The 25,357-nt window shown below is 59.6% G+C and carries 14 protein-coding genes and 6 pseudogenes; 13 read left to right on the top strand and 7 right to left on the bottom strand.

Going from position 1 to position 25,357, the window contains the following annotated elements; translation table 11 throughout:
- Positions 1-260 precede the first annotated feature (260 nt).
- Entirely contained in the window at positions 261-2,504 is a 2,244-nt protein-coding gene (locus KZX46_RS03380; RefSeq protein ID WP_219773899.1) for a BTAD domain-containing putative transcriptional regulator, read from the bottom strand.
- Positions 2,505-2,916: 412 nt separating this feature from the next.
- Between KZX46_RS03380 and KZX46_RS03385 the strand changes: the two genes are divergently transcribed.
- Complete coding sequence (locus KZX46_RS03385; protein WP_226895842.1) at positions 2,917-3,618, top strand: PEPxxWA-CTERM sorting domain-containing protein; 702 nt, start codon at positions 2,917-2,919, stop codon at positions 3,616-3,618.
- A 211-nt stretch (positions 3,619-3,829) separates the two neighbouring features.
- Here KZX46_RS03385 and KZX46_RS03390 read toward each other — a convergent pair whose 3' ends face one another.
- Together KZX46_RS03390 and KZX46_RS03395 are read right to left on the bottom strand one after the other, a co-directional pair.
- Positions 3,830-5,113, bottom strand: coding sequence for a Gfo/Idh/MocA family protein (locus KZX46_RS03390; RefSeq protein ID WP_219773901.1), 1,284 nt, complete (start codon positions 5,111-5,113; stop codon positions 3,830-3,832).
- A 145-nt stretch (positions 5,114-5,258) separates the two neighbouring features.
- Positions 5,259-5,465 carry a hypothetical protein gene (locus KZX46_RS03395; protein WP_219773902.1) on the bottom strand — a complete coding sequence of 69 codons (207 nt, stop codon included), beginning with the start codon at positions 5,463-5,465 and terminating at the stop codon, positions 5,259-5,261.
- A 786-nt stretch (positions 5,466-6,251) separates the two neighbouring features.
- Here KZX46_RS03395 and KZX46_RS03400 point away from each other — a divergent pair.
- On the top strand, positions 6,252-7,400 hold the full coding sequence (locus tag KZX46_RS03400; RefSeq protein ID WP_219773903.1) for an AAA family ATPase: 1,149 nt from the start codon (positions 6,252-6,254) through the stop codon (positions 7,398-7,400).
- Positions 7,401-7,902: 502 nt separating this feature from the next.
- Complete coding sequence (locus tag KZX46_RS03405; protein WP_219773904.1) at positions 7,903-8,895, top strand: glycosyltransferase family 2 protein; 993 nt, start codon at positions 7,903-7,905, stop codon at positions 8,893-8,895.
- 171 nt (positions 8,896-9,066) lie between these two features.
- Here KZX46_RS03405 and KZX46_RS03410 read toward each other — a convergent pair whose 3' ends face one another.
- The 4 genes and pseudogenes from KZX46_RS03410 to KZX46_RS03425 form a co-directional block, all read right to left on the bottom strand.
- The gene (locus KZX46_RS03410) at positions 9,067-10,254 is read right to left on the bottom strand and encodes a DUF2252 family protein (protein WP_219773905.1); all 1,188 of its coding nucleotides are present in this window, start codon (positions 10,252-10,254) and stop codon (positions 9,067-9,069) included.
- Between the two features lie 19 nt (positions 10,255-10,273).
- Positions 10,274-10,783: a nucleoside deaminase gene (locus KZX46_RS03415; RefSeq protein ID WP_219774263.1), complete on the bottom strand. Its 510-nt coding sequence runs from the start codon at positions 10,781-10,783 to the stop codon at positions 10,274-10,276.
- Between the two features lie 339 nt (positions 10,784-11,122).
- Positions 11,123-12,061: a DUF2493 domain-containing protein gene (locus KZX46_RS03420; RefSeq protein WP_219773906.1), complete on the bottom strand. Its 939-nt coding sequence runs from the start codon at positions 12,059-12,061 to the stop codon at positions 11,123-11,125.
- Positions 12,062-13,262: 1,201 nt separating this feature from the next.
- Positions 13,263-13,887: pseudogene (locus KZX46_RS03425) on the bottom strand (DDE-type integrase/transposase/recombinase); the annotation flags it as partial.
- Between the two features lie 1,187 nt (positions 13,888-15,074).
- Here KZX46_RS03425 and KZX46_RS03430 point away from each other — a divergent pair.
- The 10 genes and pseudogenes from KZX46_RS03430 (at position 15,075) to KZX46_RS03475 (ending at position 25,357) form a co-directional block, all read left to right on the top strand.
- The gene (locus KZX46_RS03430; RefSeq protein WP_219773907.1) at positions 15,075-17,012 is read left to right on the top strand and encodes an acyltransferase family protein; all 1,938 of its coding nucleotides are present in this window, start codon (positions 15,075-15,077) and stop codon (positions 17,010-17,012) included.
- A gap of 1,000 nt (positions 17,013-18,012) precedes the next feature.
- Positions 18,013-18,273: pseudogene (tnpB, locus tag KZX46_RS03435) on the top strand (IS66 family insertion sequence element accessory protein TnpB); the annotation flags it as partial.
- Positions 18,274-18,500: 227 nt separating this feature from the next.
- Positions 18,501-19,993, top strand: a pseudogene (locus KZX46_RS03440) (IS66 family transposase).
- Positions 19,945-20,229 carry a hypothetical protein gene (locus tag KZX46_RS03445; protein WP_219774268.1) on the top strand — a complete coding sequence of 95 codons (285 nt, stop codon included), beginning with the start codon at positions 19,945-19,947 and terminating at the stop codon, positions 20,227-20,229. The pseudogene KZX46_RS03440 and the gene KZX46_RS03445 overlap by 49 nt, the downstream one beginning before the upstream one ends.
- 997 nt (positions 20,230-21,226) lie before the next feature.
- Positions 21,227-21,457, top strand: coding sequence for a transposase (locus KZX46_RS03450; RefSeq protein ID WP_219773909.1), 231 nt, complete (start codon positions 21,227-21,229; stop codon positions 21,455-21,457).
- A 41-nt stretch (positions 21,458-21,498) separates the two neighbouring features.
- Positions 21,499-22,186, top strand: a pseudogene (locus KZX46_RS22710) (IS630 family transposase); the annotation flags it as partial.
- Positions 22,187-22,538: 352 nt separating this feature from the next.
- Positions 22,539-22,796, top strand: coding sequence for a hypothetical protein (locus KZX46_RS03460; protein WP_219773911.1), 258 nt, complete (start codon positions 22,539-22,541; stop codon positions 22,794-22,796).
- A gap of 618 nt (positions 22,797-23,414) precedes the next feature.
- Positions 23,415-23,885, top strand: a pseudogene (locus KZX46_RS03465) (leucine zipper domain-containing protein); the annotation flags it as partial.
- A 398-nt stretch (positions 23,886-24,283) separates the two neighbouring features.
- Positions 24,284-24,655: a transposase gene (locus KZX46_RS03470; protein WP_219773912.1), complete on the top strand. Its 372-nt coding sequence runs from the start codon at positions 24,284-24,286 to the stop codon at positions 24,653-24,655.
- Between the two features lie 74 nt (positions 24,656-24,729).
- Positions 24,730-25,357: pseudogene (locus KZX46_RS03475) on the top strand (transposase).

Below are 25,357 nucleotides of genomic sequence, written 5' to 3' on the forward strand. Positions count from 1 at the left end.
AATGGCGGACGTACAGAACCGCCCGCCCGCTGCACGAAAGCGGTCGCTCGTTCAGGTTTCGATTTCTTCTTAGAGGCCGGTAACTGCCTGGCGGATTTGGAACGTAGTACGCTGCATAACTGCCGTTCGAATATTGCGAATGCGGCGGCGGCTCTGGCCTAGCCGCGCTTCGGCTGCCGGAGCTCGATCTTGATGCCGTGATCTGAGTGTGATCCAGCCTAATGTTGGGAGTTAATCGCCTGAGGTGCCACAATGATTTGTTATCCACTGCGCGACAAAGCCTTTCGCGCTGCCAACCTGCAATCATATGAAATCGACCTGCCGCAGAAATCGGGCCAATGCCCGCTTTCAAGCCAAATCGCTACCAGCTTCAAGCGCACGGCAAGGTTCATAAATCGGGGATCTGCGCGGAACGCCGCCATCGTCGGGATAAAAAGCCGATCGGTGTCGACCTCCGTGTGGTCGTCCAGGCTCGTTCGTTCGATAAGCTCGTAGCCCGCGGTGATCTGTTTGAGAACGCCAAGCTTGACGACCGGTCCAATCCCGCCGTGCTGCGGGTCGGATGCGCTGGCAACTATCGCGCGCCCCGCATCGTCGAGCCGGGCGGGCGACGGATCGATGCGGGCGTCGATAAACTGGTTCCAGCCCGGGCTGTCCGTGTCGAGGCCGCGCGAGCGTTCATCAGCGAGCAACTTGCGGGCGCGGCGGGGGTCGCCGACCAGGGCGGCGGCGATAAACTCGCTGCGTAGGATGAAGCGGCTCTTCGGAAATCGCTGCCGCGCCTGCTTTGCAGCAGCCGCCGACGCGTCGAGTTGCCCGTCTTCGGCGAGCAGTTCGACCAGCCACGCGACCTCACGTGGATTGAACGGATCGAACTCGACGGCCGAGCGAGCATAATCGACCGCCTCATGCAGGCGACCTACGAGAGCAAGGTTCCCGGCAATCGTACTGTTTACGACCGAATTGGTCGGATCGACGGCATGGCCAGCCGATAGAATTTCCATGCGACGGCGCCAGTTCACGAGGCCCGGCAGGATTTCGGCGCGCGCGTAATACGCTTCGGGCTCGTTGCGGCTGAGCGCCAGCGCCCGTGTTGCGTAGAGGCCGGCCTGATGCCGGAGATCCGCTGCCATGGCGTCGTCGCTCTCGTCGGCGACCGACGCGGTTGCTGCGGCCAGCATCGCCCAGCCATGCGCGAACTCAGGTTGTCGCGTGACCGCCTGCTTGAGCAGCTTGACCGATACCTCCCAGTCACCGTGTTTTTGCTCGCACGCACCAAGGAACAGACGCATCGTCTCAAGGTCGAGGGCACCGGGATCGTGGCGGCCCAAGGCACACAAGGTCACATCGGCGACTGCTGCGGCCATCTGTTCGCGGAGTGCGTCGACCTCGACGATCGGCCGCGAAAAGCTGTTCGACCATAGGATCGCATCATGGTCGCCGACGAGCTTGATGTTGGCGTGGAGGACGCCATTGCTGCTCTGGGCGTTTCCAAAAACCGCGAAGCGGGTCCGTGTAGCGCTCTGCTGGTCACCGGCGTCGACCACGGTCAAAGTCGCGTCGTTCCCGACGATCATGCGGGCGAGGTCGGTCGACAGCCCCTCCTTCAATGTCTGTGCGGTGCCGTCGCCGGGCGCGACACGAAGCGGCTCAACGAGGAGCATGCGCTGCTCCGCTCCGCTCGACGGCCAGACCCAGAGGCCGACGGCAGCGGCGATCACGCCGGCGACGGTCACGGCCACCGTCGCCCGCCGCAAATACGGTCGCCGCGCCGCCGGCGCAGTGAATTTACGCGCCGCTTCGACGCCGGTGACGTCGTCGACGCTGTGGCGGGACGACGGGGCCGCCGGCTTGTCGGGAGGACGCGCCGGCGGTGCCGACATCAAGTCCCGGTGCATCGCGACAGTTTCTTCCGACGGTGCCATGCCTATGTCTTCGCGCAGCGCCGTCTCGAGCCGCGCGAAGGTCTGGCGGGTTCCGTCGCGGTCGCCGGACAGGTGGTGCGCCGTCATCGTCAGTCGCGCTCCGACCTCGTCGATCGGGTCGATCGCAAGGAGGCAGTTGCCCAGAAGAAGCGCCACGGCTGCGTCGCCGCCGGCAAGTGCGCGGTCGCCCATCGCCAGGATAATCCGACGCCGTTCGTCACGCCGCTGGACACGCTCGACGACGAGCCAGTCGTCGAATGCCGGGTCGACGCCGTCGAGATCGATCAAAAGGTCGCGCGGCCGGTCGCCGACGATCGCCACCAGCGCAGATGCCTCGCCGCTCGTCCCGAGCAGCCGCATTTGATCGAGATCGGTCATGACGCTGCCTGCGACAAGCCAGATCCGCGTCCGGTCGAACGCCGCCATCGGTGGATGCTTGCCCGAAACCAATGCCCGCATCTCGTACAGGGTCTGTCGCAGGCTGGCGCGCGCCTGCTCGTCTCCCCGCTCACTCCACAAAAGGGACGCGAGCCGCTCCCGCCGGACCGGCTCGCCGGTAAAAATGAGATATGCGAGCAACGCCCGCGCCTTGCGTGCGCCTGGCGTAACCGGTTCACCGTTCGGAGCGACGATCGCGAAAGCCCCGAACAGCCGTACATCGTAAGACGATGCTTCGCAGACTGCGCCAGGGCCACTATCCTGGTCCACCATGCTCCTCTCGGCCGCGGCTAGTTGCAAGACTTATCATGTCTAGCATGGCCCGACTGCAAAGGTCGGCGCAAACGAATTCGCGGGCATCTTTCGCGCGTAACTGAGATGTGCCGCGGCAGCCATATCATCTTCCTTGACCGATTTGACGATCCTTTGACGGTGGAATGACGGTGTCCCCGCGCTTGTCCTGACGCCGCGCCACTATCCCGTTTCATCCTGGCCATTCCGGTCAGTTCTTGAGCCTGCGCGACGAAACGCGGGCACCGCAAGGGAGATGGTCATGCGTTTTTCAATACTGGTTCTAGCAGTACTGCCCGTCGCCTTGGCCGCTCCGGCAGCGCAAGCGCACTATGTCAAAGTCGACTTTTCTGGACATATCCTCGCTATCAATCCGGGGACGGCGGCGGCGTTCGGCGTCAATACGCCGATCACCTTCGAGGCTCGTTACGACACGAGCAAGCTTGTCGACCATACCCAGTCGGTCAACGACGGCACCGGGCTGGGCTTCTCGAGCGTCCTGACCGCGAGCCTGTCCGACGATCCCAAGGCCTCGCTCAGCATCAAGATTGGGTCGACCAGCTTCACCAAGTTCGATGCCCAAAGCTATGGCAATCCCGAAGGCGACTGCGGACCCGGATGCGACCTTGGCGGGGGAAATTATCCGATCGTCGAGATCCTCAATGGCGCTTTCGCCGGCTTCGGCAACATCTTCATCAACGCCGCGGGCTACAGCCTCGACGCCGATCCGATCGCCGATGCCTTTGGCGGCTTCGATCTCGGCAGCGGTAATGGCGGCTTTGACTTTTTCCTCGGGAAATCGATTGGCGGCGATCCGTTCGCGAAGACCCTCGCGGTCGGTAACTTCGACGCTTCGTCGGCGGTGACCGCTGCGGTGCCCGAACCGTCGACATGGGCGCTGATGATCGGCGGCTTCGGCCTTGCCGGCGGGGCATTACGCCGTAGAACCTACGTCGTACAGTGATAGAGTGCGGGCTGACGAATCATTGGCCGCTTGTGCCGCCCCTCTAAATCAGCCCGCCTCGCCCGTTTCGTTTGCGCTTTTCACTTCCGGCATGCCGGAAGTACCCAACCTTTGGCGGAAGCGTCTGGATCGGTAGCAGCGATCCCTGACGACTATCAGGCTTCGCGTGTCGCCATCGCGTCTCGCTGGGACGTATTGCGCACCCTTTGGATCAGTCCGCCGCCTCCGGTTCGGCGCCGCGGAATGCATCGCGCTTGACGATGCGTTCAAGCTTTACCGGACGCCCCTCCCGCGCCGAAGCATAGATCGCCTCTATGATCACTTGATCCTGCAATCCCTCCTCGCCGGGCGTGCGCGGCGTCCGGCTGCTGCGGATGCACTGGGCGAAGTGATCGATCTCGAGGGCGAACTGGTTTTGCGCCGGGATTGTCAACTCGGCATTATGCTCCTTGCCGTCGACGAGCTGCGCGACGCGCAGGCGCTGGCCCTCATAGGCAAAGGCGTTTTCCATCTCGAGCCACGCCGACGTCCCCATCAGCTTCAGGCGCTGCAACCGATGCGTGCCGTAGCTCGTCAGGCAGTTTGCGATGACGCCCGACGGGAAGCGTAGTGTGAAGCTGACATTGTCCTCGACTTCGGCAAAGCGCGGGTCGCCCGCAGGGCTCCAGATCGTCGCCGACACCTCGGACGGCTCCTCGCCGAGAATGGCACGCGCCGTGTTGAGGCAATAGAGCCCGACGTCGGGAAGCGAGCCGCCTCCGGCCAACGCGCGTTTCTGTCGCCACTGTGCGGGATCGCCCTGGTTCTGATTGTTGATCATGTCCATCAGCACGACATCGCCAAGCTTGCCGCCACGAGCCTGCTTGATCGCTTCCCGTGCATGCGGCTGGTATTGCATGCGGTAGGCGATCATCAGGCGGACCTTGGCGCTCGCGGTAGCGGCGATCATGTCGCGGCACTCGTGCGCGGTCGTCGCCATCGGCTTTTCGCAAAGCACATTCTTTTCAGCCTTTGCCGCGGCGAGCACATCGCGATGGTGCAGCGCATTCGGGGTTACAACGTACACCGCCTCGACCGCCGAATTGCTCGAGATGCGCGCAAAATCATCATAGCCGTAACAGCAGTCGGCCGGGATCCCATACTGCGCGGCGATGGCCCGGAGCTTGTCGGGCGTGCCGCTGACGAGCGCGGCAAGCCGGCCGTGCTTGGCCTGCGCAAAGGCGGGCAATATTTGCTCGAGCGCCAGTTTGCCGAGACCGACGACGGCAAAGCCGACGCGCTTGTCACGAGGATCCGGGTTGGGCGGCTGTTGCGGCTGGCTGTCGCTGGGATCGCTGCTCGGCGGAAATTGGACTTTGCCGTCGCTCACCACGCCGGCGTCCACCGCCGGCGGGCGGGAGGTTGCGGCATTGGCGCTCGCAGCCAACCCGAGGCCGACGGCACCAGCCGTCGTCATCACAGTCCTGCGATTGGGCAAATCCACATCCTTGGACATCAGCATTTCTCCAGCGTTGTCGAAGAAATGCATCGGCTCCACGGTGGTTGCGCGGTTTTAGGAGTGCGACAGTCTGGGTCGGATCGCGCGCGCAGGAAGCTGCGTAGGATGCGTGGCTGCAGGCCGCTCCGGCCGCAGCGCTCGCTCACTCTTTCTTGATGACGGCGTCGGCCTTCTTGTCGATCTTGCCCTCTTCGGCTTTAGAAATTCGCCCAGCCTTCTCGGCCTGGCTCGCCCGCGCCTTGGCATTCTTGGCGTGAGCGGCGTCTTCGATCGGATAAGCGCGCTTGTCGGGTTCGGCGAATTTGCTCGCCGGGAGCTTGTCGCGATCGGCTTCGGATAGCTTTGCCATAGTCAGAGTCCTCCGATGGCTGAAACGCCGCAAGCCTTGTGCGGTTCAGAAGTCGAGCTCGACACGGCCTGCCAACACCAGCGCGTTGCGCACCGCGATTGTCGCTGCCGGATGGCGACGTATTGCGTATCGGGGGCAGGGTCACGCCACGTGCCGCATGCGCGCCGTAATTGAGTTCATAGACAGTCGTACGCCGGGAGCTGTCGCCGGTCATTCTCAAGGCTGGCGTCGAGGGTAAGCTGACGCTCCATATAAGCATCGGCGGCGACATCGCGACGTCGGTCGACCCGTTCTACAACAATCTGTGGGTCGACAAGAGTTTATGGCATCAAGGCGACAATTCTCGCGGGCAGGTTTCGGCGTTCGTCGAGGTCGACCTAATCTTCTACACTGAAAAATATACGGTCGACATCATCAGCTTCGACGGCATCGACAAGAGCATTCCATTTCAAAGCCAGCGCTGGGACGACATCCATGCGCTGATCCCGTCGATGATCGTAGCGAAACCCGATTGGCCGCGAGCTAAAGGCGACGACGCGGGCGTCGCGCCGACGACATCCGCGTCAGATTTGCGTTTCAAAAGTATCCACTCCGGTTTCCCACTATACGTGGCAATTGAGGTAGTTGGACCGGATGTTTGCAGGAACAGGACCGGTTGCTGCCTGTCCGCTCTCGGGATTTAAAGCGGCAAAGCGGCCATTCCAATCCCTCGCCTAACGCCGTCTGAGAACGCGATTGCGGACATCTTCTATGGATGGTCGTGCTTGCAGCCTATAATGTGGCGACATGATCACCTGCCTTGCTGTTGCCGGTTATCGCTCGCTCCGCAACGTGACGCTTGAGCTGGGGTCGCTGAACATCGTCACAGGAGCAAACGGCAGTGGCAAATCGAGCTTGTATCGAGCCCTGCGCCTGCTGTCCGACGCTGCACTGAGCCGCGCGATCGCGTCGCTGGCGGCAGAGGGCGGACTGGCATCAACATTGTGGGCAGGTCCGGAGCGTTTCAGCCGCGAAATGCGAGCCGGTACGATGCCGGTCCAAGGGACCGTTCGCGCCGGACCAGTCAGCCTAAGACTCGGGTTCGCGTCCGACGATTTTGGTTATGCCATCGATCTTGGCCTGCCGATCCCATCCATGACTCGCTTCAGCTACGACCCCGAGATCAAGCTCGAGGCGGTCTGGACCGGGCCCACACTAGGACGTTCAAACCTTTTTGCCGAACGTCGAGGCAAGCTTGTCCGGGTTCGCACTGGCGAGACCGGCGAGTGGCACGAAGTCGTCAGGGATATTTCGGCCGTCGACAGCATGATCGCGCAGTGCGCCGACACGGCGGATGGCTTGGAGCTCCTGATCTTGCGCGAGCGGATGCGCGCCTGGCGCTTCTACGATGATCTGCGGACCGATCGTGACGCACCGTCGCGGCGGCCGCAGGTCGGAACCTTCACCCCAGTACTCGCCGGCGACGGCTCGGACATCGGCGCCGCTGTTCAGACAATCATCGAGATCGGCGATGCCGAGGCACTGCGTAATGCGATCGCAGACGCGTTCGACGGTGCCATGATAAGTGTCGGCGATCGCTTCGAAGTCGAGATGCGACAGCACGGGCTGCTCCGACCCCTCAGCGCTCCAGAGCTGTCGGACGGCACGCTGCGCTACATCCTCCTCGCAGCCGCCCTGCTCTCGCCGCGACCGCCGGAGCTGATGATCCTCAACGAGCCCGAGGCCAGTCTTCACCCCGACCTGCTCGCCCCCCTGGCTCGCCTGCTCGTCCTGGCTTCGACGCGGTGTCAGATCATCGTCGTATCGCACGCGCAGAAGCTGGTGTCCGCGCTGATGGACGTTGGCGACGCCACCCAGATCGAGCTTCAAAAGAACATGGGCGAGACAACGGTCGTCGATGCCAGTGCACCAGTGTGGAAATGGCCCTCGCGCTGAGGCCGTTCCCACTGGGTCAAGCATGGGGCCGGATGCTGGGCGGCACCTCCCGGCAACCCACCGCGAAACATCCGCCGTTCGGATGCGGCCAGAACTGCCCCGTACGATCCGTGGATCGCCATTGAATTTAACGGCAATACGCCAATGTAATCGACATCTGTGGAGAATGCTGATGACCCCTGACGAGCGCCAGCGCTTGTGAAAAGCTGACTGCTTGGAAAGACTATGCGACAGCGAGCGGCCCCTCGCGGCGGCAATGATCCGTCTCGGCACGGTGTAAATAACGATATCTGCAAGGGCATCGGGCAACTCATATTTAGGGCCCGTCGGCACGGGTAGAGTGCCGCTTTGCTTTGAGAGGCCGCGCTGACGAAGCTTACGCTCGACATTTCAGCTCTCGACGAAACTTGAGTGGGGGCAGTTCGTTTCGCACTCGATGTGGCTCGCTCGCACTAGTATGGCTCTGCCCCGTCTAACTGTCGGGACGACATGTGCCGTTGCCGTGGGTGTTCCGGCCCGCGACGAGGTCGCCCATATCATCCCCTGCCTGGCCGCCCTCGATCGTGCGGCTGAGCAGGTGCCTGCGCCTGTGACGATCGTCGTCGGTGCCAACAACTGCGCCGACGATACGGCGGTCGTGGCGCGCGCATTCGCGGCCCGATGGGCGCGGATCGAAGTCGAAGAGATTGCCTTGCCCGTTGATCGCGCACACGCTGGCGGCGCGCGTCGGCACGTCATGGACCGGGCCGCCGAACGCGCCGGTATCGGTGGCGTCGTGATGACCACCGACGCCGACAGCCACGTCGACGTCGACTGGATTGCTGCAAACCTTAGCGAGATTGCGATTGGTGCCGATGCGGTCGCGGGCGTGATCGCGTTCGATGCGGCGGCGCGGGAGGCGCTGCCTAACCTCGATCACCGCGCGGATGAGTGGCAGCTGGCGGCGCTGCATGCCCGGCTTGAAGATTTGCTCGACCCGCGTGCGCACGACCCTTGGCCGCGCCACATATGGGCTTGGGGCGCGAGCCTGGCGATGACTGTCGAAACCTATCGGGCGGTTGGCGGTGTGCCGCTGATCGCGCTTGCCGAGGACCGCGCTCTCGCCGATGCTATCGAGCGCGCCGGATTTCGCCTGCGTCATAGCCATGCGCCGGTGGTATTCACGTCGCCGCGGCTGACAGGCCGCGCGCCTGGCGGTTTCGCCGATCTGATTGCCAGTCATGCCGCCAACGCCTCGCCTTGTGACGTCGCGCTCGAGCCAACGCGAGTTTTAGTACAACGTTTGATCCTCCGTGCGCGGCTCCGACGCGAGATGAACGGCGATTTTCCGGCGTATTGGGCGACTGTCGAGGCCACGTCCTTGCGGTTGCGTCGGCAACGGCTACGACCCGCCCTTCTCGCTCAAGAGGTCCGGTTGGCAGAGAGGCTTATCGTTTCGCTGAAATGCCGCGAAAACCGTCGACACGATCGTCGTGCCGACGGTGTTACCGCGTGACCTGTGTCTCAAGGCTGCAGTGATCGTCGGGATAATCGCGCTTCAACGGTGCGCTTCGTACCGGTCCTCGCGCGGTAGGCCGAATTCGATCGCCGACGCAGCGGCAACACAGCCACGCTGGTCGACTAGGAGCTTTCCAATACAGGCGATCAAAGATGCCGCGAGGATAATCTAAGCTGCAAGTAGCGCCCTTCGACAATGGTCAAGATAAGCAGACTTGTGGATGCCGACAAGGTCGACGACGCTCGACCAGAGCCATGTCGGCGCGTCGAGACTTTTGGACCTTTGCCGCGTGAGCTCGGCGGCCCATTCGGTCCGTTGATGGTTGTCGAGCTGCCGCCCATGCGCGCGCCCAACGACCGACGCCAGCGACCTTGCGACCTCCCGCGCCTCGTCTGCGGTGAGCTCATCAAGTTCGGTCTTCAGGTCTTGCGGCATCAGTTCGCGGATGACGACGGCCGTACTGCCGAGCCGTCCGGCACCCATACGCTCGCCGAGGTGCGGCGACAGCGCCCGGGCTCCGGTAACGACACGCATCGCGTTATCGCGCGGCATCTCAGCGTGCTCATCACGCGGCGCAGCAGCCTTTGTGGCTTCCTTGATGTCGAGCAGCGCCGGCGACCCATCCGGTCCAAGCCGGGCGATCACTGTATAGCGCAGGCGGCCGAGCGAACTGCAGCCCTTCATCCAGTATGCGGCATCGAGCAGTTCGAGCGCTGTGTCATCGTTGCCACCGGCATTAGATCGCCACTGACGAGCGACGGTGTCAGAAGCGAGCAGGTCGCTGAGCAGACGTCGTTCTTCCTTGGTAATCGGCCAATACTTAGAACCGAGCGGAATGACAGGCCGGATATCCTCGATGCGCTCTTCCGCCAGGTGCTTCCACCGCCGTCGTCCAGCAACCTGCAGCAGCTTGCGGATCGGAGCCGCTTGATCGTCGTCGTTGGCACCATCACGACCTGCCAGTCCCTCGACATAGCCTGCAATGATCGCCTCGATCATTCGCGCGGTTGCTGCGCCGGGGAGGTCGAACCCGCGGGCCGCAGCAGCGAGCGACAGCGCAAGTCGAATAATGTCGTGGGCTGGGTTGCCGATAACGGTCTGATCGAGATCACGGATCTGGATCTCGACCTTGCCCTTCGCATCGGCGAGCGGTCCCAGATTGCCGAGATGGCAGTCGCCGCAGATCCAGATCGACGGCCCCGTGGGCACCTTGCCGTCACTCTCCGCCAGCCATTCGTAGAACTTGACCGTGCTGCCGCGCACGTAGGCGTGCTGAGACCGCGCCATTTTTAAAGTTCGGGTTTGTCCCAAGACCTCTGCGCGGTCGGCAACGGCGACTAATTCGCGCTTTGACATCGATTATGCGTTTCCACGATCAAAGATTTGCCTGCTCATCGGTGTCGAGATCGGCGTCCGGCGGGTAGTAGAGTTGCGCGCACTCGGCGCGGAGAACGCCGCCCTCAACGGAAAGGTCGTCGCGATAGGCGTGGGTTACAAAGTCGAGCGTATCGATGCCGCGCGCCTCGAAGTACATCTTGTGAACGTCGTCGCGACCCGCACCGTAAACGATGCGTTCGACCTTTGCCCAGATCGACGCCATGGTGCACATCCCGCACGGCTGCAGCGTTGAGTATAGCGTCGCCCCCCGCATCTCGCCGCCGACGTTATGTTGTGTTGTGACCGCTATCCCTGCCTTGCGAAAGGCGACCATTTCGGCATGCGCGGTTGCATCGTGCAGCGTCTCGCACTCGTTGTGCGATGAGCCGACAATCTTGCCGTCGAGAACGATAACGCACCCGATCGGCGCCGATGCTGGATCATCGCCGCGCGAGGTGGCGACCGCGATCGCCTCGCGCATCCAGTGCTCGTACTCAGTTGTCGCCATGTTGCCTCCGCGATCTTTCTTTCCGAAACGAGCAAAGACAGTCAAGGCGCGCTGGGACCGCACCCGAGCCTCGCTGGCTCTGAGCGATCGTCATGACCGCTCGTTATTCGCGGTCCAGTTTGCGCAGGAGCGCTTCCATGGGATGAATGTTTGATCTGGGCGGAGCATGGGGCCCCTTGCGGGTGGCTCCAGAGAGCCTCCAACTTATCGTCGGCATAGCCTATGTTTTCTCCGCAGCCGCACCTGCAGCCCTCGTGTGCCAGCGTGAGACAGTATCATCGAACCAGATCTCCGGGAGAAAATGCCGACGCAAGCGAACCAGCGTCGGCGATCGGCGGGTCAGGCCACCTTGGCGGCGGCCACTGGCGGGGTGCCGAGCGGACCACGACGGTCGACCACACTGATTCGCTGCGTCCTCGCCGATTCGACGAGGCGCTCGAGAACGCCGTTGCCCGGGTAGGCAATCACGTAGCGGGGCTTGATCGACAGGAACTGTTCGTTGCGACGGAACCCGGCACGCTGGCCGAGCTTGGGGTCGAGCCCGAAGACGACCTGCGGGATCTTCTTGCGCTCGGCCCAGCCAGCAGCAAAGCGATCGATGCCCTTGGTGTCCCCACCGTGGACGAGAACCATGTCGCCGACACGGTCGTGCACCCGGTCGAGGGTGCGGAAGAGATCGTCGGCGAACTGTTTGGCCTGCGTCTCGTCGATGACCATGCGTCCGCCCGAGAATACCACCGGCGTTCCGGCTGGCATCGCCTGAGCTTTCCTGATCTCGGCGCGGGCACGGATGAACGCGCGGCCTTCGACGACTGCCGAGGTCATCCCGGGGACCGAACGACCGCCGCGCTGGGCACGCCAGCTATAGCTGGTCTCGGCGCAGTAGAGCATCGCGGCCTGTTCGCGCATGACCTGGAACGACTGCATCACCTGCTCGGTCTCGCGGGCGCGATCGATCACGGTTTCAAGGTTGGCGCTGCCGATCTCCGACTGATCGCGGTCACGGACGAGAATGCGGATCTCGTCGCTGAGGTCGTCGAGCTTGCGCTCCTGCTTCTCACCGGCCCGGTGGAAGATGTTGACGAACTGCCATGCGAGATCTTCAGCGGGTTTTTCCATGGGCGTATCGGCGAGGACACCGAACATCTCGTTCCAGGCGGCGCGGACTGAATGTTCGAGCGCGTCGTTGCCCGGAAAATCCTGCGAGGGTTCGGCGTCCTTGACGCTTAGGCCCTCGAGGCCGGCGGCGAGGAGAATGGAGGCGAGACTGGCTTGCATCGGGAAAGCTCCTTGGATGTCGCCGGCAGGAGATCCGTCGGCGTGAGCCCGACAAGACCGGTTGCCCTGGCAGCGGCACCGAGCGCGAAGACGCGAGGGGAACCCATGATACGCGGGGTGGTGCGGGCAGCGCGTTCCCCGGCCCCGCGTCAGCGGAGAGCCGGAGAGAACGAGCAACACGGCCCGCGGGTCAGGGGTTGCTGCTGCCGGGGCTGCCGGTCAGGGCTCCCTCTAAGCCGACGGACCCTCGCCGATGACTTGCAAGCCTGCTACCGTGCATGCGCGTTACCCTTCTCCTGTCGGCGGCAGAGGGATGACGGCATGACGTGCCTCAAATTATGGAGCTCGTCGCGGTCGAACAGCTCCCAGTCGCAGCTCTGATGTTCGGCCGTCGCCAGGATCGCCCAGAGAGTGTCCTAGCGCCCGGCCAGTTTGTCGTCTTCGAGCACCATGCCAGTGTGGCTGAGAAAGCTATACGGATGAGAGACGACAGGAATGTTGTGATAGTCGCGCGGACGTCACGGATCCCCGCCATCGAACAGCGCATCGATCGCAGCGAATTCGGGCTATGGCAGAGATCCGGTTGAGACATGGGCGAGGCCGCTGATACACACTGTAAGTTTCTTGGCTGGAGTGGCGCGGAGGTGTGAGGCAGGGAAGAAAGTGCTTCGACGGTGCATCGCGGTGCCGTGGCCTGTATCGAACCACGACGTTGGATGCCGCCGGGTGAAGCCGCGGCGTGTCGAGCAGGTCGGCACATGGTATTGCCGGGGAATGGACAGACGTAGAATTCAGACGCTGCTCCATATCTAACGCAAGCGTTCGAACTGTATGGGTCCTCCGGTGCTCATGCTGATCCGGGTTAAGGCCGATCGGATCTCCTCGCTTGGAGAGCCAATGGCAATTTGAGTAACTTCTTAAGCGCCTGGCATGACCATCATACTTATAGAAGAGTTATGGTCATGCCGTGTTCCGTCAGCGGCTCCGCCCGCAAATGGAGACCTGTACAGCAATTGTATAGGGGTGGGCTCAGAATCACCTGCCCGATACGTGCAAGTGATGATAGCTTGCGTGATGTGCACCCCCGATTTTCATCCAGCGGGAACTAGAGACCGGCTGTTATTGTCGCGCACGAGCGCGGGCGAAGCAACGGGCGGGGTTAACCCCGCCCGATAAGTTTCGAGACCGGCGGCGAATGCCGCTGGGTTGGCTTGCGTGGCGCGATATAGTGCCAGTCGATGCCCACGTCGCCACACGAGGCAGCACCGCGTTCGACGTCAGCTCAGTGCCATTATGGCTGACGATCATCTTGGGTGTGCCGCGCCTGGCGATGAGGTCGGTCAGCTCGCGGACCACCCACCAGACTGAGATCGACGTATCGACCACCGCGGCCAGACCCACCTGTGTCACGTCGTCGGCGATGTTGAGCACCCGGAACCGCCGCCCGGTGGCGAGCTGTCGTGGACGAACTCGAGGCTCCAGCGCCGATTAAGTAGCGCGATCACTGGTGTCGGTGCCGGCGCGCCCTCGCCCTGTCCTGCGACGGACCGTCAGCCCCTCCTCGCGATACAGGCGCTGGTTCTTCTTGCGGTTGATGGCAACGCCGTCGCGGCGGAGCAGGATGTGCAGCCGTCGATAGCCGAACCGCCGACGCTGCTGTGCCAGCTCATGCAGCCGTGACCGCAGCTCGCCATCATCGGCCAGGCACGAGCGATACGCATACTCTTACGATCCGACCCGACGACCATGCACTCACGCCATTCGCTCATGCCCAGCGTCGTCTTGAGATGCGCGACCGCCTCCCGAATCGCGGCGGGCGCTACAATTTACCGGAGCGGTATTTTCGGCCAGAAGATTAGGTATCCCGAGATAGAATCCAGACTATTTACTAAGATAGCGCGTTATCGATATTGTACTGCCGCCTTCATCGTTTTCACTGACCCCTATAGCTATTATTCCTGATGGTGTTTCGACCGTCCTCATTGACGACGATAAGTCTATCATGGAGCGTATCGGCTTGGCGTTCGAGAGATGTATTCGCCGATCGTAGAAGCTTCTTACCGTTCCTACATGATCACTACTCTGCATTATGACAACTTCTAAAGGTCCGTGTGCATAAGCACGGCCTTGTTTCTGTGATATCAAAACCTCACTTCCAGGATATACCGATACCCACGACGGTAGATCGATTGGGAATGGGACTTTTCTCTCTGGAACCATTGTGCCAGCATATTTTTTGAAATCTGTGACATCGGGCCTGCCGCTGTCATCGGCGTAACGTGTAGACTGCGATATTCCTTGTCCGCACCCGCTCAAGAATAACGAGACAAGGCATAGCCCTAGCAAATTTGTTATCGTACGTCTTTGGTCCATCCTTGGTTAGCCTTTGCAACTGCAGCGCGCCCACCGCTTGTTGTACATAACGAAAGGAGGCTCGAGGCGCTATCAGGTTAACTCGTTTCAATCATAAATATGAATCTTCCGCCTGCACTGTCCGCTCTGACCGAGGTTATATCAAGTTTGATGTATGGCGATATCGATTAAATCCGCGGAACGTCCGAAGCTGTCGGGTAACCCGATACTGGTTCGGAACTCGCAGAGCCTCGGTATAGGGGGCTAGTCATCCTTATACACTTCGGTAAGCTCATTCACTCTGACTGTCATACGTCGCGCCAGCTACCAAAGGTGTTAATTTGCAGTCCTATTCCACAAGGAACTTAAGGAATTTGCTTGCCCTACCGCACCATCCACGATCACGCTCTCTGAATAGCGCCGATCCACGCAAGGGTCCAAGCGACCCTTCCCAAATTCAAGGATGCCAAAGAGGCTACAGGAGCCAATTTATCGTCTACGACCCCGATCCACTCACTTTCGGCTGTGACAGCTGAACAGTCTTAGCCTAAATTTCAGATTCAGGTCAAGCCTCGTTCACGAGGCTTCGGAAGTGACTCGTATCTGTGCAATCTGCTGCTATGCGTGCCCTTTGGTCGTTAGGGTTGCAATGGACTCACTGATGGTACGACATCGCGCTGATATCGACGGCCTTCGCGCAGTGGCGATCGTGCCGATCGTGCTGTATCATGCGGGCATCGAAACGCTGCGCGGCGGCTATACCGGCGTTGATATCTTTTTCGTAATTTCTGGGTTTCTAATAACACAAACCTTGATGGCTGATCTTAGTATTGGCAAATTCTCGGTTTTGACATTCTATCAAAAAAGAGTCGCTCGAATATTTCCTGCGTTATTGATTGTGCTAGTCTTTGTTGTCTTATTGACCCCTGCGATAATAATAATTCCGAGCGATATCGCTGCGATTGATGAAAGTATAGTTGCTGCTGCCGCATTCATGTCAAATATGTATTTTTGGTCACAAGTGAGCTATTTTGCTCATGCAGCGGAGTCGCAGCCACTTTTGCATACATGGTCGCTCGGCGTCGAGGAGCAGTTTTATATATTCTATCCCCTACTATTGATTGTACTACATCGATTAGCGAGTAAGCATCTCATCCTTGTTTTGGCTGCTATAGGAATACTATCGTTCGGTATAGGTCTGCTGATACAGCCGCGGTTTCCGTCGAGCGACTTTTATCTTTTACCGACCCGCGCCTGGGAACTCTTAGCTGGCGCCCTTCTCGCGTTGGACGCCTTTCCAAATATAGGCCGACAACTTCGCGCGGCGCTTGCTTTTGCAGGTGCCGGTCTTGTGGTTGCCAGCATGTTTTTTCTTCCGCACTGGCTTCCCTTTCCGGCGCCATTTGCATTGGTACCGGTCGCCGGGTCAACGCTGCTTCTAGGATATGGGGAGAGAACTATAATCGGAAAAGGTCTATCGTGCGCACCTATGCGCTGGATAGGCAAAATATCTTACTCACTCTATCTTTGGCATTGGCCTCTCATTACCTTTTACAGGCAACAATTCGGAGATATATTATCACTTCGCGAAACATTATTTCTAGTAGCAATGTCGGTTATCGCTGCAACGGCCTCTTACTATATCGTCGAGCAGCCAGGCCAACGATGGCTGCGCCGTCTCCCGAAGAAACGCTCGGTGGGGCTTGGAATGGCTTGTGTTTTAGCGATTGGGACCTTTAGTTTTGTCCTCGCTAACGCCTCGAACCACCTCTGGCCAATAAATTCAGAAGCTGCGCGGATCGCTGAGTTTCAAAACTATCCCCGGATGCGACATGATCATTTCGACAACAGGATGCCGCGTTGCTTCGTAGGCAGTCCTAACGAACAATTAGATACGAGTAATTGCTTGGCCACCAAGGCCGGCATGAGAAATGTAGTGCTTTTGGGAGATAGCCATGCTGACATGTACGGCACTCAATTACGTCGACTTGCTCCTGACGTAAACTGGCTTCAGGCAACCTATTTTGGTTGCCCACCGATCGTCCGAGGATCGCGGGACTGGAGGTGCAATGCGATGATCGAGCAGGTTATTGGGCCACTTGCGGCTTCGGGAAAAATTCAGGGCATCATTCTGGCAAGTCGCTGGCGCGCTGATCAAATAGGGCGCCTCAGTGAAACGGTTCGACTTCTAAGTACTAAGGGATTACATGTGATCGTAATTGGGCCGGTTGATGAGTATGAAGGCAGCTTCCCAAGCTTGCTAGCTCGTGCGGTGCAGGCCGGAGACCCTGCATCGGTTCGGCGATTTTTGACCCCGGATCGACCGCAAGTCGACGCATTGGTTAAAGCAGCTGCAATTGCATCAGGGGCAAGCTACATCTCTGCATATTCGGTTATCTGCCCAGCCGGCACATGCCTGCTCTTCGCTGGAAATAGGACGCCGATGCATTTCGATTACGGCCATCTTACCGAACCAGGTGCCGAGATGGTGGTCCGCGCAATGCTCCCGTTGCTTAGGTTCGACGCGCCTCCTCAATCCCATGAATCCCGAACAACTGCGGCGCGCGAATCATCTCATCTTACGAGACCAGATAATTGATCCTATTGTAAAACTGGGTCTGTGCGAGTACTTACCATTTTTGACTTTTAATACCTAAAGCAACTAACTAGAAGTTAGCTAATGTCATTCTTCGGTATTTTAAAAATCCCCGGCACTGGACAATAAATGGACAATTTTGCCGCATTAGCCTTTGGCAGTTCATCGCAACGATTGTGATCGCTATCAAGAGACTTTATAACGTAGCATAACACGCTAATGAACCAAAATGTGGCTAAGCCTGTGGCAAACGCCCAACTTCCAAAACGCATAATCCGCATTTTAAACCTCACGTACCTACCGCCTTCCAAACAGTCCGCACTCCTAAGCGAAAAGTGTTATCATCACCATCTCTTCACTGATTGATGACGTGAGGATCTCGGTCACCGAACACCGACCTAGCCGTCGGTAGCTCGGGACCGAGCGCTATTAGTCGTTTATCTAGACCTCACTGAGCAGCGTGACGAGCGTCCATTCTGGCCGTCGCGGATGGCGTGTAGCTTTAAGTTCAGAAAGCCTTAGGCCCGTCCGCTAAATTTACCCATCCGGTGGAGGCCGCCTTTCGCGCGGGACTAACCTGCTGAAGTAGCACTGGCGCAAGCGAAGGTGTCAGCGACGGTGCGATGGAGCCAAGCGACAGTGTTTTCGGGCGTCGATCGGCGCCGCGTGTGGACAAGACTAGCAGAATAAGTTTCTGGTTTCAGCGTAGTGCGGGCCGGGGGCGAACGGCGCGGAAATCGCCCGGCAGGCTGACCTTCGACCAAGCTAGCTTCACTGCTGGCGGCGCGATCTTGCCGAGCCGGCGGTACCGGGGATCGCGGCGGTCACGGTCAGCGTCGAGCCGGCGCCGACGGGACCAGAACCGGCGATCGTGGTCGAGCTCGTCGGCGGCGTCCTGCGGATCGCGGCTGATGCGCCGCCGGCACTCGTTGCAGCGGTCGTGCGGTCGCTGCAGCGATGATCCCGCTCAAGAGCGACGTGCGGATCGGCTCACACCGACCACACTGACATGCGACGCGGCATGTTTGATCTGGCGTTGCAGGTGCATTTTTGGTTAAGCCGCGACCCGGATACGGGCGACCTGTATATCTTCCGGGACCGACGCGGCGATCGGGTTAAGGTGCTGTGGCACGACGGCGTCGACTTGTCGCTGCACGTCAAGCGGCTCGATCACGGCGCTTCATCTGGCCGTCGGCGAACGACGGCGTCATGGGATCACAGCGTCGCAGATGGCGTGTCTGCTCTAAGCGATCGACTGGCGTAACCCGCGTCTGACGTGGCGTCCTAGTGCTGCCGGATGCTGCCGGATGCTGCCGGATGCTGCCGGATGCTGCCGGATGCTGCCGGATGCTGCCGTCGGGGCTAAAATCTTTGGTTCGCAACGTCTTTCTGCTGGTTATGCCGGACATAACAACGGTGCCTTCAAGCGATGTCACGCCGAGCCGCACGGCGCTCGCGAACGCCTAGGACGAGGCCGCCTGGACCCGGACGATCAACGCCGATCTGGCGGCGCGGGTCGCGCTGCTCGAGCCTCAAAACGAGAAGATGCGGCGGGCGCTTTACGGTGAGCACGCCGAACGTGGCCATCTCCTCGTTGACCAGCTGGAGCTCGCGTACGAGGAAGCGAAGTCACCGCCAGCGACGACGAGGCGCAGGGCATTGGACCTGCAGCCGGCACTGGGGTGACGGCTGTTATCAAAGCGTGTCCGTCGCGGCAGCCGCTGCTCGCGCATCTGCCATGCGAGCGGATCGTCGTCCCGGCCCCGTCGAACTGCCCGTGCCGCGGGTCCGATCGGCTGTCAAAGCTCGGCGAGGAAATCACCGAGACGCTCGAGGTCGTGCAGAAGGTGCAAGAGCGCTTCGCCTTCCGCGCCTGCGAGCCGGTGACCCAGCCGCCGGCACCGTTTCACGCAACGCCGCGTGGACTGTTCGGGTCGAGCTTCCTGGCAATGCTGCTGTTCGAGAAGTTCGGGCGCACCAGCCGTTGAACCGGCAGCGCGACCGCTACGCCCGGGAAGGCGTCGATCTTAGCCCTGTCGACGCTGGCCGATCAGCTCGCCGCCACGGCGCTCAAGCCCCTATACCTGCTCATCGAAGCGTAAGTGCTCGCCGCCGAGCTAATGCACGGCAACGATACAACGATCCGGGTGTTGGCCAAGACCAAGACCGACATCGGGCGGGTGTGAAATTATGTTCACGATGACCGGACGTTTGGCGGCCCGGCACCGCCGGCAGCGCTGTTCCGCTACACGAACGACCGTCGTGCCGAGTGCCCGGTGGCGGACCTCAACGGCTATAACGGCATCCTTCAGGCCGATGCCTATGCAGGTCACAATGCCCTGTCTCGCGCTGGACGATCACCGATCCCGCTAACCCGTGCACTTTGCTGAGCGCACAGCCGGCGCAAGTTCTTTGAGCTCGCCGACGCAGCGACCTAGCTCAAGTGGTGCAAAGGGCTGCCGGTCATCTCGCCGGTCGCAGCGGAGGCTGTTTGGCGCATCGACGTGATCTTCAATGTCGAACGCACCATCCCCGGCACGACCGCCCTGCATCTGCTCGCAGTCCGCCAGGAGATCGCCGCTTACTGGTCGCGAGCCCGCGCAATTGGTGGCGCTCCCAGCGCGCGTCGCCCGCCACAACCCGGTCGCCGGCGCGATCGATTACATGCTCAACGACTGGAGCGCCGTTACCCGGTTCCTCGCCGACGGCCGCATTTGCCTGACCAACTACATCGCTGAACGTGCGCTGCGCGGCATCGCGCTCGGCCGGAAGGCTTGGCTGTTTGCTGGCTCCGACCGGGGCGGCGACGCTTTGCATTCATGTACTAGCTTATTGTCACGGCCAAGCTCAACGACGTAGATCCGCGGGCCGGGCTCGCCGCCGCCATCGCCCGTATCGCCGAGATCCCGCAGCATCGGCTTGCCAAGCTGTTGCCGTGGAACTGGCGTACCGAACAGGCCGCGACGGTCGCCAAGGCCGCCTGATGGCGTCGCCGTCGCACGCATTTACCGCCCGCTACGCCGCCGAGCAGCTCGGTGCCAATCAGGACCTGATCGAGGAGATCGAGGAGATCGCGGCGATGCAGATGAAGCCTGAAGACGGGCTGCTGTCGTTATCGACAGCAGCGACGAGACAGCCGAATCGGTTGTCGTGGTCACCGACTTCGGCATCGAGTGCCTATGAGAGCTGTCTAACGAGCACCCCTCAAGCACTTCATTAACAGTCTAATCAGCGGCTTTCACCGAAGGCATACGATTGCGAATAGCGCCGTGACATTTAGGTTCTCGACGACCAAGGACGAGTGCCGAAGCGACGTGCCCACGAACTCGATCGGCGGCTAAAGCCGCTTACGCACGTTCTCGCTAAAGACAGTTCTGAATGGAAGACCTTTGACTCCGACAGGAAGTCGAGCACCCCCTGCACAAGCCGATCGGATCCGGCGGCTGAAAACTCAGCGGCACGGACCTACCCCTTGATGCCGAATGTCCGCATTAACGCGAAAGATCGGTTTCCTCAACGCAGTCACCCACCTCTGGACGAACGAGTGTTATGGCGACGAGAACGTTCTCGCGCTGTCAGCCTTTTCGATAGCTCGACCCTCACCTGCTCGAACCACCTGTGCGTGCTCGTCCCAGTGACTAACTTAAGAATCATCTGTTGGAAATAACCGCGGTAACTGTTGACAATTAAGCGATAATCCAATACGCTAAATTCTTTTTGGTTCCAAAATGATCGAATATGTATTTAGGTTTGAGTCGAATGATTCGTAGCACTCTTATTTACTTCGCTATAATGCTTTTTTCTGCGGCATTGTTACTGGCTTTTCATGGAAATGAGGCACTCGCTTCGGATCAACACATCTTGTTGCGACTTGCGTTTATGTTGATTGCTGCATTTTCGACCGCCCTCGTTGCTGAAATTTGTCGATTTAAGCGTTCGGCAAAGAGTGAAAAAATACATTGTAGCGCTTAGTAAGTCATTTTTCGTTACTGAATGTTACAAGAACAGAGGATTTTCTTTTCAACTATCTTGTTCGTGAGTTAGACGACCATAGCATCATTACTTAGTTTAGAACATCTTTGTTATGATTTTTTCGTGATGATCACCACGAAAGTGCTTACACTTGGTCGAGTCAGCAGCCTAGAGGTTGTGTCAGAAGGCCTTAGTAACGGTGTACGATCGAGTTTCGATGTAAAACCACGATTGCGAGACCGAGCGTGGAACGCATAAATTGGTACCCGATCGTCGCGCAGGATAGCCACTCAGCAGTGCGCTATGGAAGCGACCTGACCGACGAAGAGTGGCTAATCGCCGAACCTTTCTTGCCTGGACCGAGCGACCGGGGCTGGCCGTGGCGTGGCGTGCTCGATACGATCTTCTATGTGCTGCGATCGGGGCTACCTTGGCAATATCTGTTCGACGGCTTCCCGCCGTGGCACCCGGTCTGACGCTGGTTTTGCGAGTTCAGGGGTAGGTCTGGGATTAGTTTGGAATGACGATCAGCCCGCAGAGGCTGAGCCAGGAGCTGCACGGCTCAGGCTACCGCAAGCTGACGGCGCGCCCGCCCCACCACACCCAGGATCCGAATGCCATCTCCGCTTTGAAAAAAACTTCCCCGCGCAGGTGGCAGCGACCGAAGCAACGCTCCCAAAGGGCACGCCCATAGAGATCTGGCGGCAGGACGAGGCCCAAGTCTGCCAGAAGAACAGCATCACGCGGCGATAAGTCAAGCGTGGGACCCAACAATCAGCACCTAAGGATCAGCGGACGAAGTGTGCCTATATTTATGGTGCGATCTGCCCCGCCGTGGGCAAAGGCACCAGCCTGTCACTGCCACGCTGCAATACCGAGGGAATGACGCTCCACCTCGTCGAGATATCCGCCAAGGTGACACCGAGCGCGCACGCGGTGCTGCTGCTCAACCAGCGGGATGGCACGGCTCCCGCAGCCTCGTCGTCCCCGCCAACATCACCCTGCTGCCGCGTCCATCGAAATGCCCCGAGCTCAACCCGGTCGAGAACGTCTGGCAGTTTATGCGAGACAACTGGCTAACACCCCGCATCTTCAATTCCTACGACGATATCCTCGACCAGTGCTGCTTCGCCTGGAACCGCCTGACCGATCAGCCACGGCGCATTATGCCGATCGGACTGCACCAATGGACACATGCGTTGTGATCAATGAGCGGTGGTATTAGAGATCGTTTGAACGCTGGAGACTGCCGGCATGCATGGCGGATCAACGATCAGGATTTATTTATCACGGCCAGAATCGGACGGTGGCAGCGATTGGGTTGGCTGAGCAGGTGTGATTTACGTTGATGAGGAGCACGGTCGGCAATCTACCTTGGCCGTCGGACATTTACAAACTAATGTGAGCTCTCATCGGCATTTCTCCGATCCATAGATCAGGCCCGACAGAGATCGTTGACGGATACCAACCTGAAACACTATGCCTCGATGGCTACTAAATCAGTGCCACCGCGGATTGCAGGCAGATGGATAATGGCGCGGATCGGGGGCCGCATAGATGGATAAATTGCGCACGCCGATGATAGCTAAGCAAGTTTTGTGGACGCAAGCCGTGGCGCTTCATTTAGCATCGCCGGTTTGGCAGGCTAATTATCGTGGTGTGGATGCCGCGAGGTCCCGCAAGACGCTCAAGGTGAACACGAAGCCCACTTCAAACTGCATTGCGGGGAACTTTAACGAAAATAGCATCCGCGCGACACATGTTATGCCTGACCAGTCTCACCTATACGGTGATGCGGCGGTAATTAGAAAATGAGTTTGCGCGGAAATTTGATCGAGCAAGATCCCCGAGCCCTTTTGCGGCAGCTGAAAAGCAGCCGGTCGTCTTTGGTAATTGTTTCGCAGCTACAGGCCAACGGCCGTGATCAGGCCAAACGCCGTTATCATCCTGTTCAAACGGTGGCGATCATTTATTCGTTGTAGAGTAGAGATATTCAATACCATACGATCCGGGACTCGAACGCGGCTGTCTAAGATCGTCATCCGATTTAGCTTTGGGATCATCTGAGATGTTGTACTTAGGTTCGAGCTGCTACTACGTAATCGGTATCATACTCGCGGTCTCTTTGATGGTTTTTGGTCAAAGCTTTAGGCGTAGAGCGATCAAGTGGATCTTTTTTTCTCTTGTTATCTGCATGTTTGGTTTTATCCTTATTCTCAGTCTTATGCTTAACTTATTTCCCATCCCACCGTGATTTAGGTTTTTTTGCCAGATAATAGCATCTTACCACGCCGTTACGCCGTGTCCACACGAGATACTAGTGGTTTGATCGCAACGAACGATTCCGGTTCGAGATTCTCTGCTTTGCCCGATTGTGCAACGCTGCAGCATCCGCTCGTGTATCGATAGCGTCGTCACGTGCTTGGATAGACCAGGCTTGACGCGCTTGTCGCTGCCCGCGGATCGCCGCAGAAGCAGGTGTGACGGGCCAGGATCATTCTCCTAGCAGCGGGCGACCTGGGCACTGCTGCGAACATGGCAGCGACGGGCAAGTCGAAGAACTGTGTATGGCGCTGGCAGGAGCGCTTTATGGCCCAAAGTGTCGATGGTCTGTTGCGCGACAAGACGCGGCCTCGGGCATCGCGCGCCACTCAAGGCCGCACTATCCGACAAGGTCGTAGCGTCGACCCTCGCACCACCCGACCATGAAACGACGCGCCGGATAGTCCGCGCAATGGCCGAGGCGGTCGGTATCGCTGCGTCCTCAGTCGTGAGGGTCTGGCACGACCATTGCCTGGCACCGCACCGCTGGCGGAGCTTCAACTCTCCATCGACAAGGCCGTTGCCGAGAAGCTGCATGACGTGGTAGACTTCTATGTCTGGCCGATTTACCACGCGATCGTGAAAGGTTTCACCGTTGTGCGGATTTTTTGCTAGAAACACGCTGACATTCGTTCAAATAGGACCCATCCTTTGGACAAGAACTTGCGCGCGCCATCCGGGATAAATCACCGCACAAGCGTCATAGATCGTAACGTTCAACCTCGGTCAACGGTAGCTTTAAGCATATCTCGGGCTATTATGTGTCTGATCGGATTGATGTATTTTGGCATCATCGGCTTTGCATTCGCGACTGGCCAAACCCAATCCTCAGATCTTAATCCAGTCGAGAAGAGTTTCATCCTATCGAAATACAAAGTCGCGGCGGTCTCGCCGCGCTGAGAGACCGTTTGAGAATGGGTTGAAGCAGCGGCGCAGTCGTGATTCAACCGCGGGATGTAACCCGAGCGAGCGGTAGCCGTATGGCTGGATTTGAGCAGCGATCGAAGCGCTACTCGACTGAACTGACGGACGAGAAGTGGCAGTTCATTCAGCCGTTCCTGCCGCTGGCATCAAAGTGTGGGCGCAAGTCGACGACGTACCTTCGCGAGGTGCTCGACGCCTTGCGCTACCTTGCCCGGACGGGTGGTGGCTGCAGGATATTGCATAAGGAATTTCCGCCTTGGCAGACGGCCTATCGGTGGTTTCGGCGGTTCGAGCGCCGACTGTTGTTTCGCACATTGCATGATGTCACGCTGATGCTCAACCGGGAACGCGAGGGGCGTGAGCATAGTCCAAGAGCATCATCCAAGCTAACAGACTCGTTGGGAATTCCCAAGTCGTTCGCGTTCTGATTCAAGCTGCGTGCTGGCGAAGGAGGCTGGCATGCACGACCAAGGCGCTGTCGATCAATTTTCGTGAGAATGTTATGGCGGTCATCGACGGGGGTCTGTCGCGACGCCAGGCGGCGGCCCGGTTCGGGGTCAGCGTGTCGAGCGCGATCCGGGGGCATGCGTTAGCGCGACGGACGGGGGCTGCGGCGCCGAAGCGACAGGGCGGCGACCGGCGCTCGGGTCGGATAGAGGCGTACGCAGATATGATCCTCGGCGCAGTGGCGGAGCAGCCGGACATCACCCTCGCCGAGTTGCGGATGTTGCTTGCCGGACACGGCGTCAGCGTCGGCATCGCGACGCTGTGGCGGTTCTTCGCGCGCCGGAATATCACGCTCAAAAAAATTCCGGGCATGCAGCAGAGCAGAATCGTCCCGACGTCGTAGCCCTGGCGACGTGGTCATCATGGACAACCTGCCGGCCTACAAAGGCACCGTCGTCCGTCACGCCATCGACGCGAGCGGTGCCAGGTTGGTCTTCCTCCCGCCTTACTCACCCGACTTCAATCCGATCGAGAACGCCTTCTCGAAACTCAAGGCGCTGCTCCGCAAAGCCGCTGCCCGAACCGGCGATCAACACTGGAACGTCATTGGCGATAGCCTCGACGCATTCACACCCGACGAATGCGCAAAGTACTTCAGGCACGCCGACTATGATGCGTACTGA

Origin of the sequence: Polymorphobacter sp. PAMC 29334 (assembly GCF_019431245.1) — a bacterium.
Classification (GTDB): Bacteria; Pseudomonadota; Alphaproteobacteria; order Sphingomonadales; family Sphingomonadaceae; genus Polymorphobacter_B; species Polymorphobacter_B megasporae.

Bases quoted from the DNA above. Each gene is read 5' to 3' on its own strand.
- KZX46_RS03470 (WP_219773912.1), top strand. From the start codon at position 24,284: ATGGCTGGATTTGAGCAGCGATCGAAGCGCTACTCGACTGAACTGACG.
- KZX46_RS03395 (WP_219773902.1), bottom strand. From the start codon at position 5,465: ATGGCAAAGCTATCCGAAGCCGATCGCGACAAGCTCCCGGCGAGCAAA.
- KZX46_RS03410 (WP_219773905.1), bottom strand. From the start codon at position 10,254: ATGTCAAAGCGCGAATTAGTCGCCGTTGCCGACCGCGCAGAGGTCTTG.
- KZX46_RS03390 (WP_219773901.1), bottom strand. From the start codon at position 5,113: ATGTCCAAGGATGTGGATTTGCCCAATCGCAGGACTGTGATGACGACG.
- KZX46_RS03385 (WP_226895842.1), top strand. From the start codon at position 2,917: ATGCGTTTTTCAATACTGGTTCTAGCAGTACTGCCCGTCGCCTTGGCC.
- KZX46_RS03400 (WP_219773903.1), top strand. From the start codon at position 6,252: ATGATCACCTGCCTTGCTGTTGCCGGTTATCGCTCGCTCCGCAACGTG.
- KZX46_RS03420 (WP_219773906.1), bottom strand. From the start codon at position 12,061: ATGCAAGCCAGTCTCGCCTCCATTCTCCTCGCCGCCGGCCTCGAGGGC.
- KZX46_RS03430 (WP_219773907.1), top strand. From the start codon at position 15,075: ATGGTACGACATCGCGCTGATATCGACGGCCTTCGCGCAGTGGCGATC.
- KZX46_RS03415 (WP_219774263.1), bottom strand. From the start codon at position 10,783: ATGGCGACAACTGAGTACGAGCACTGGATGCGCGAGGCGATCGCGGTC.
- KZX46_RS03460 (WP_219773911.1), top strand. From the start codon at position 22,539: ATGGATAAATTGCGCACGCCGATGATAGCTAAGCAAGTTTTGTGGACG.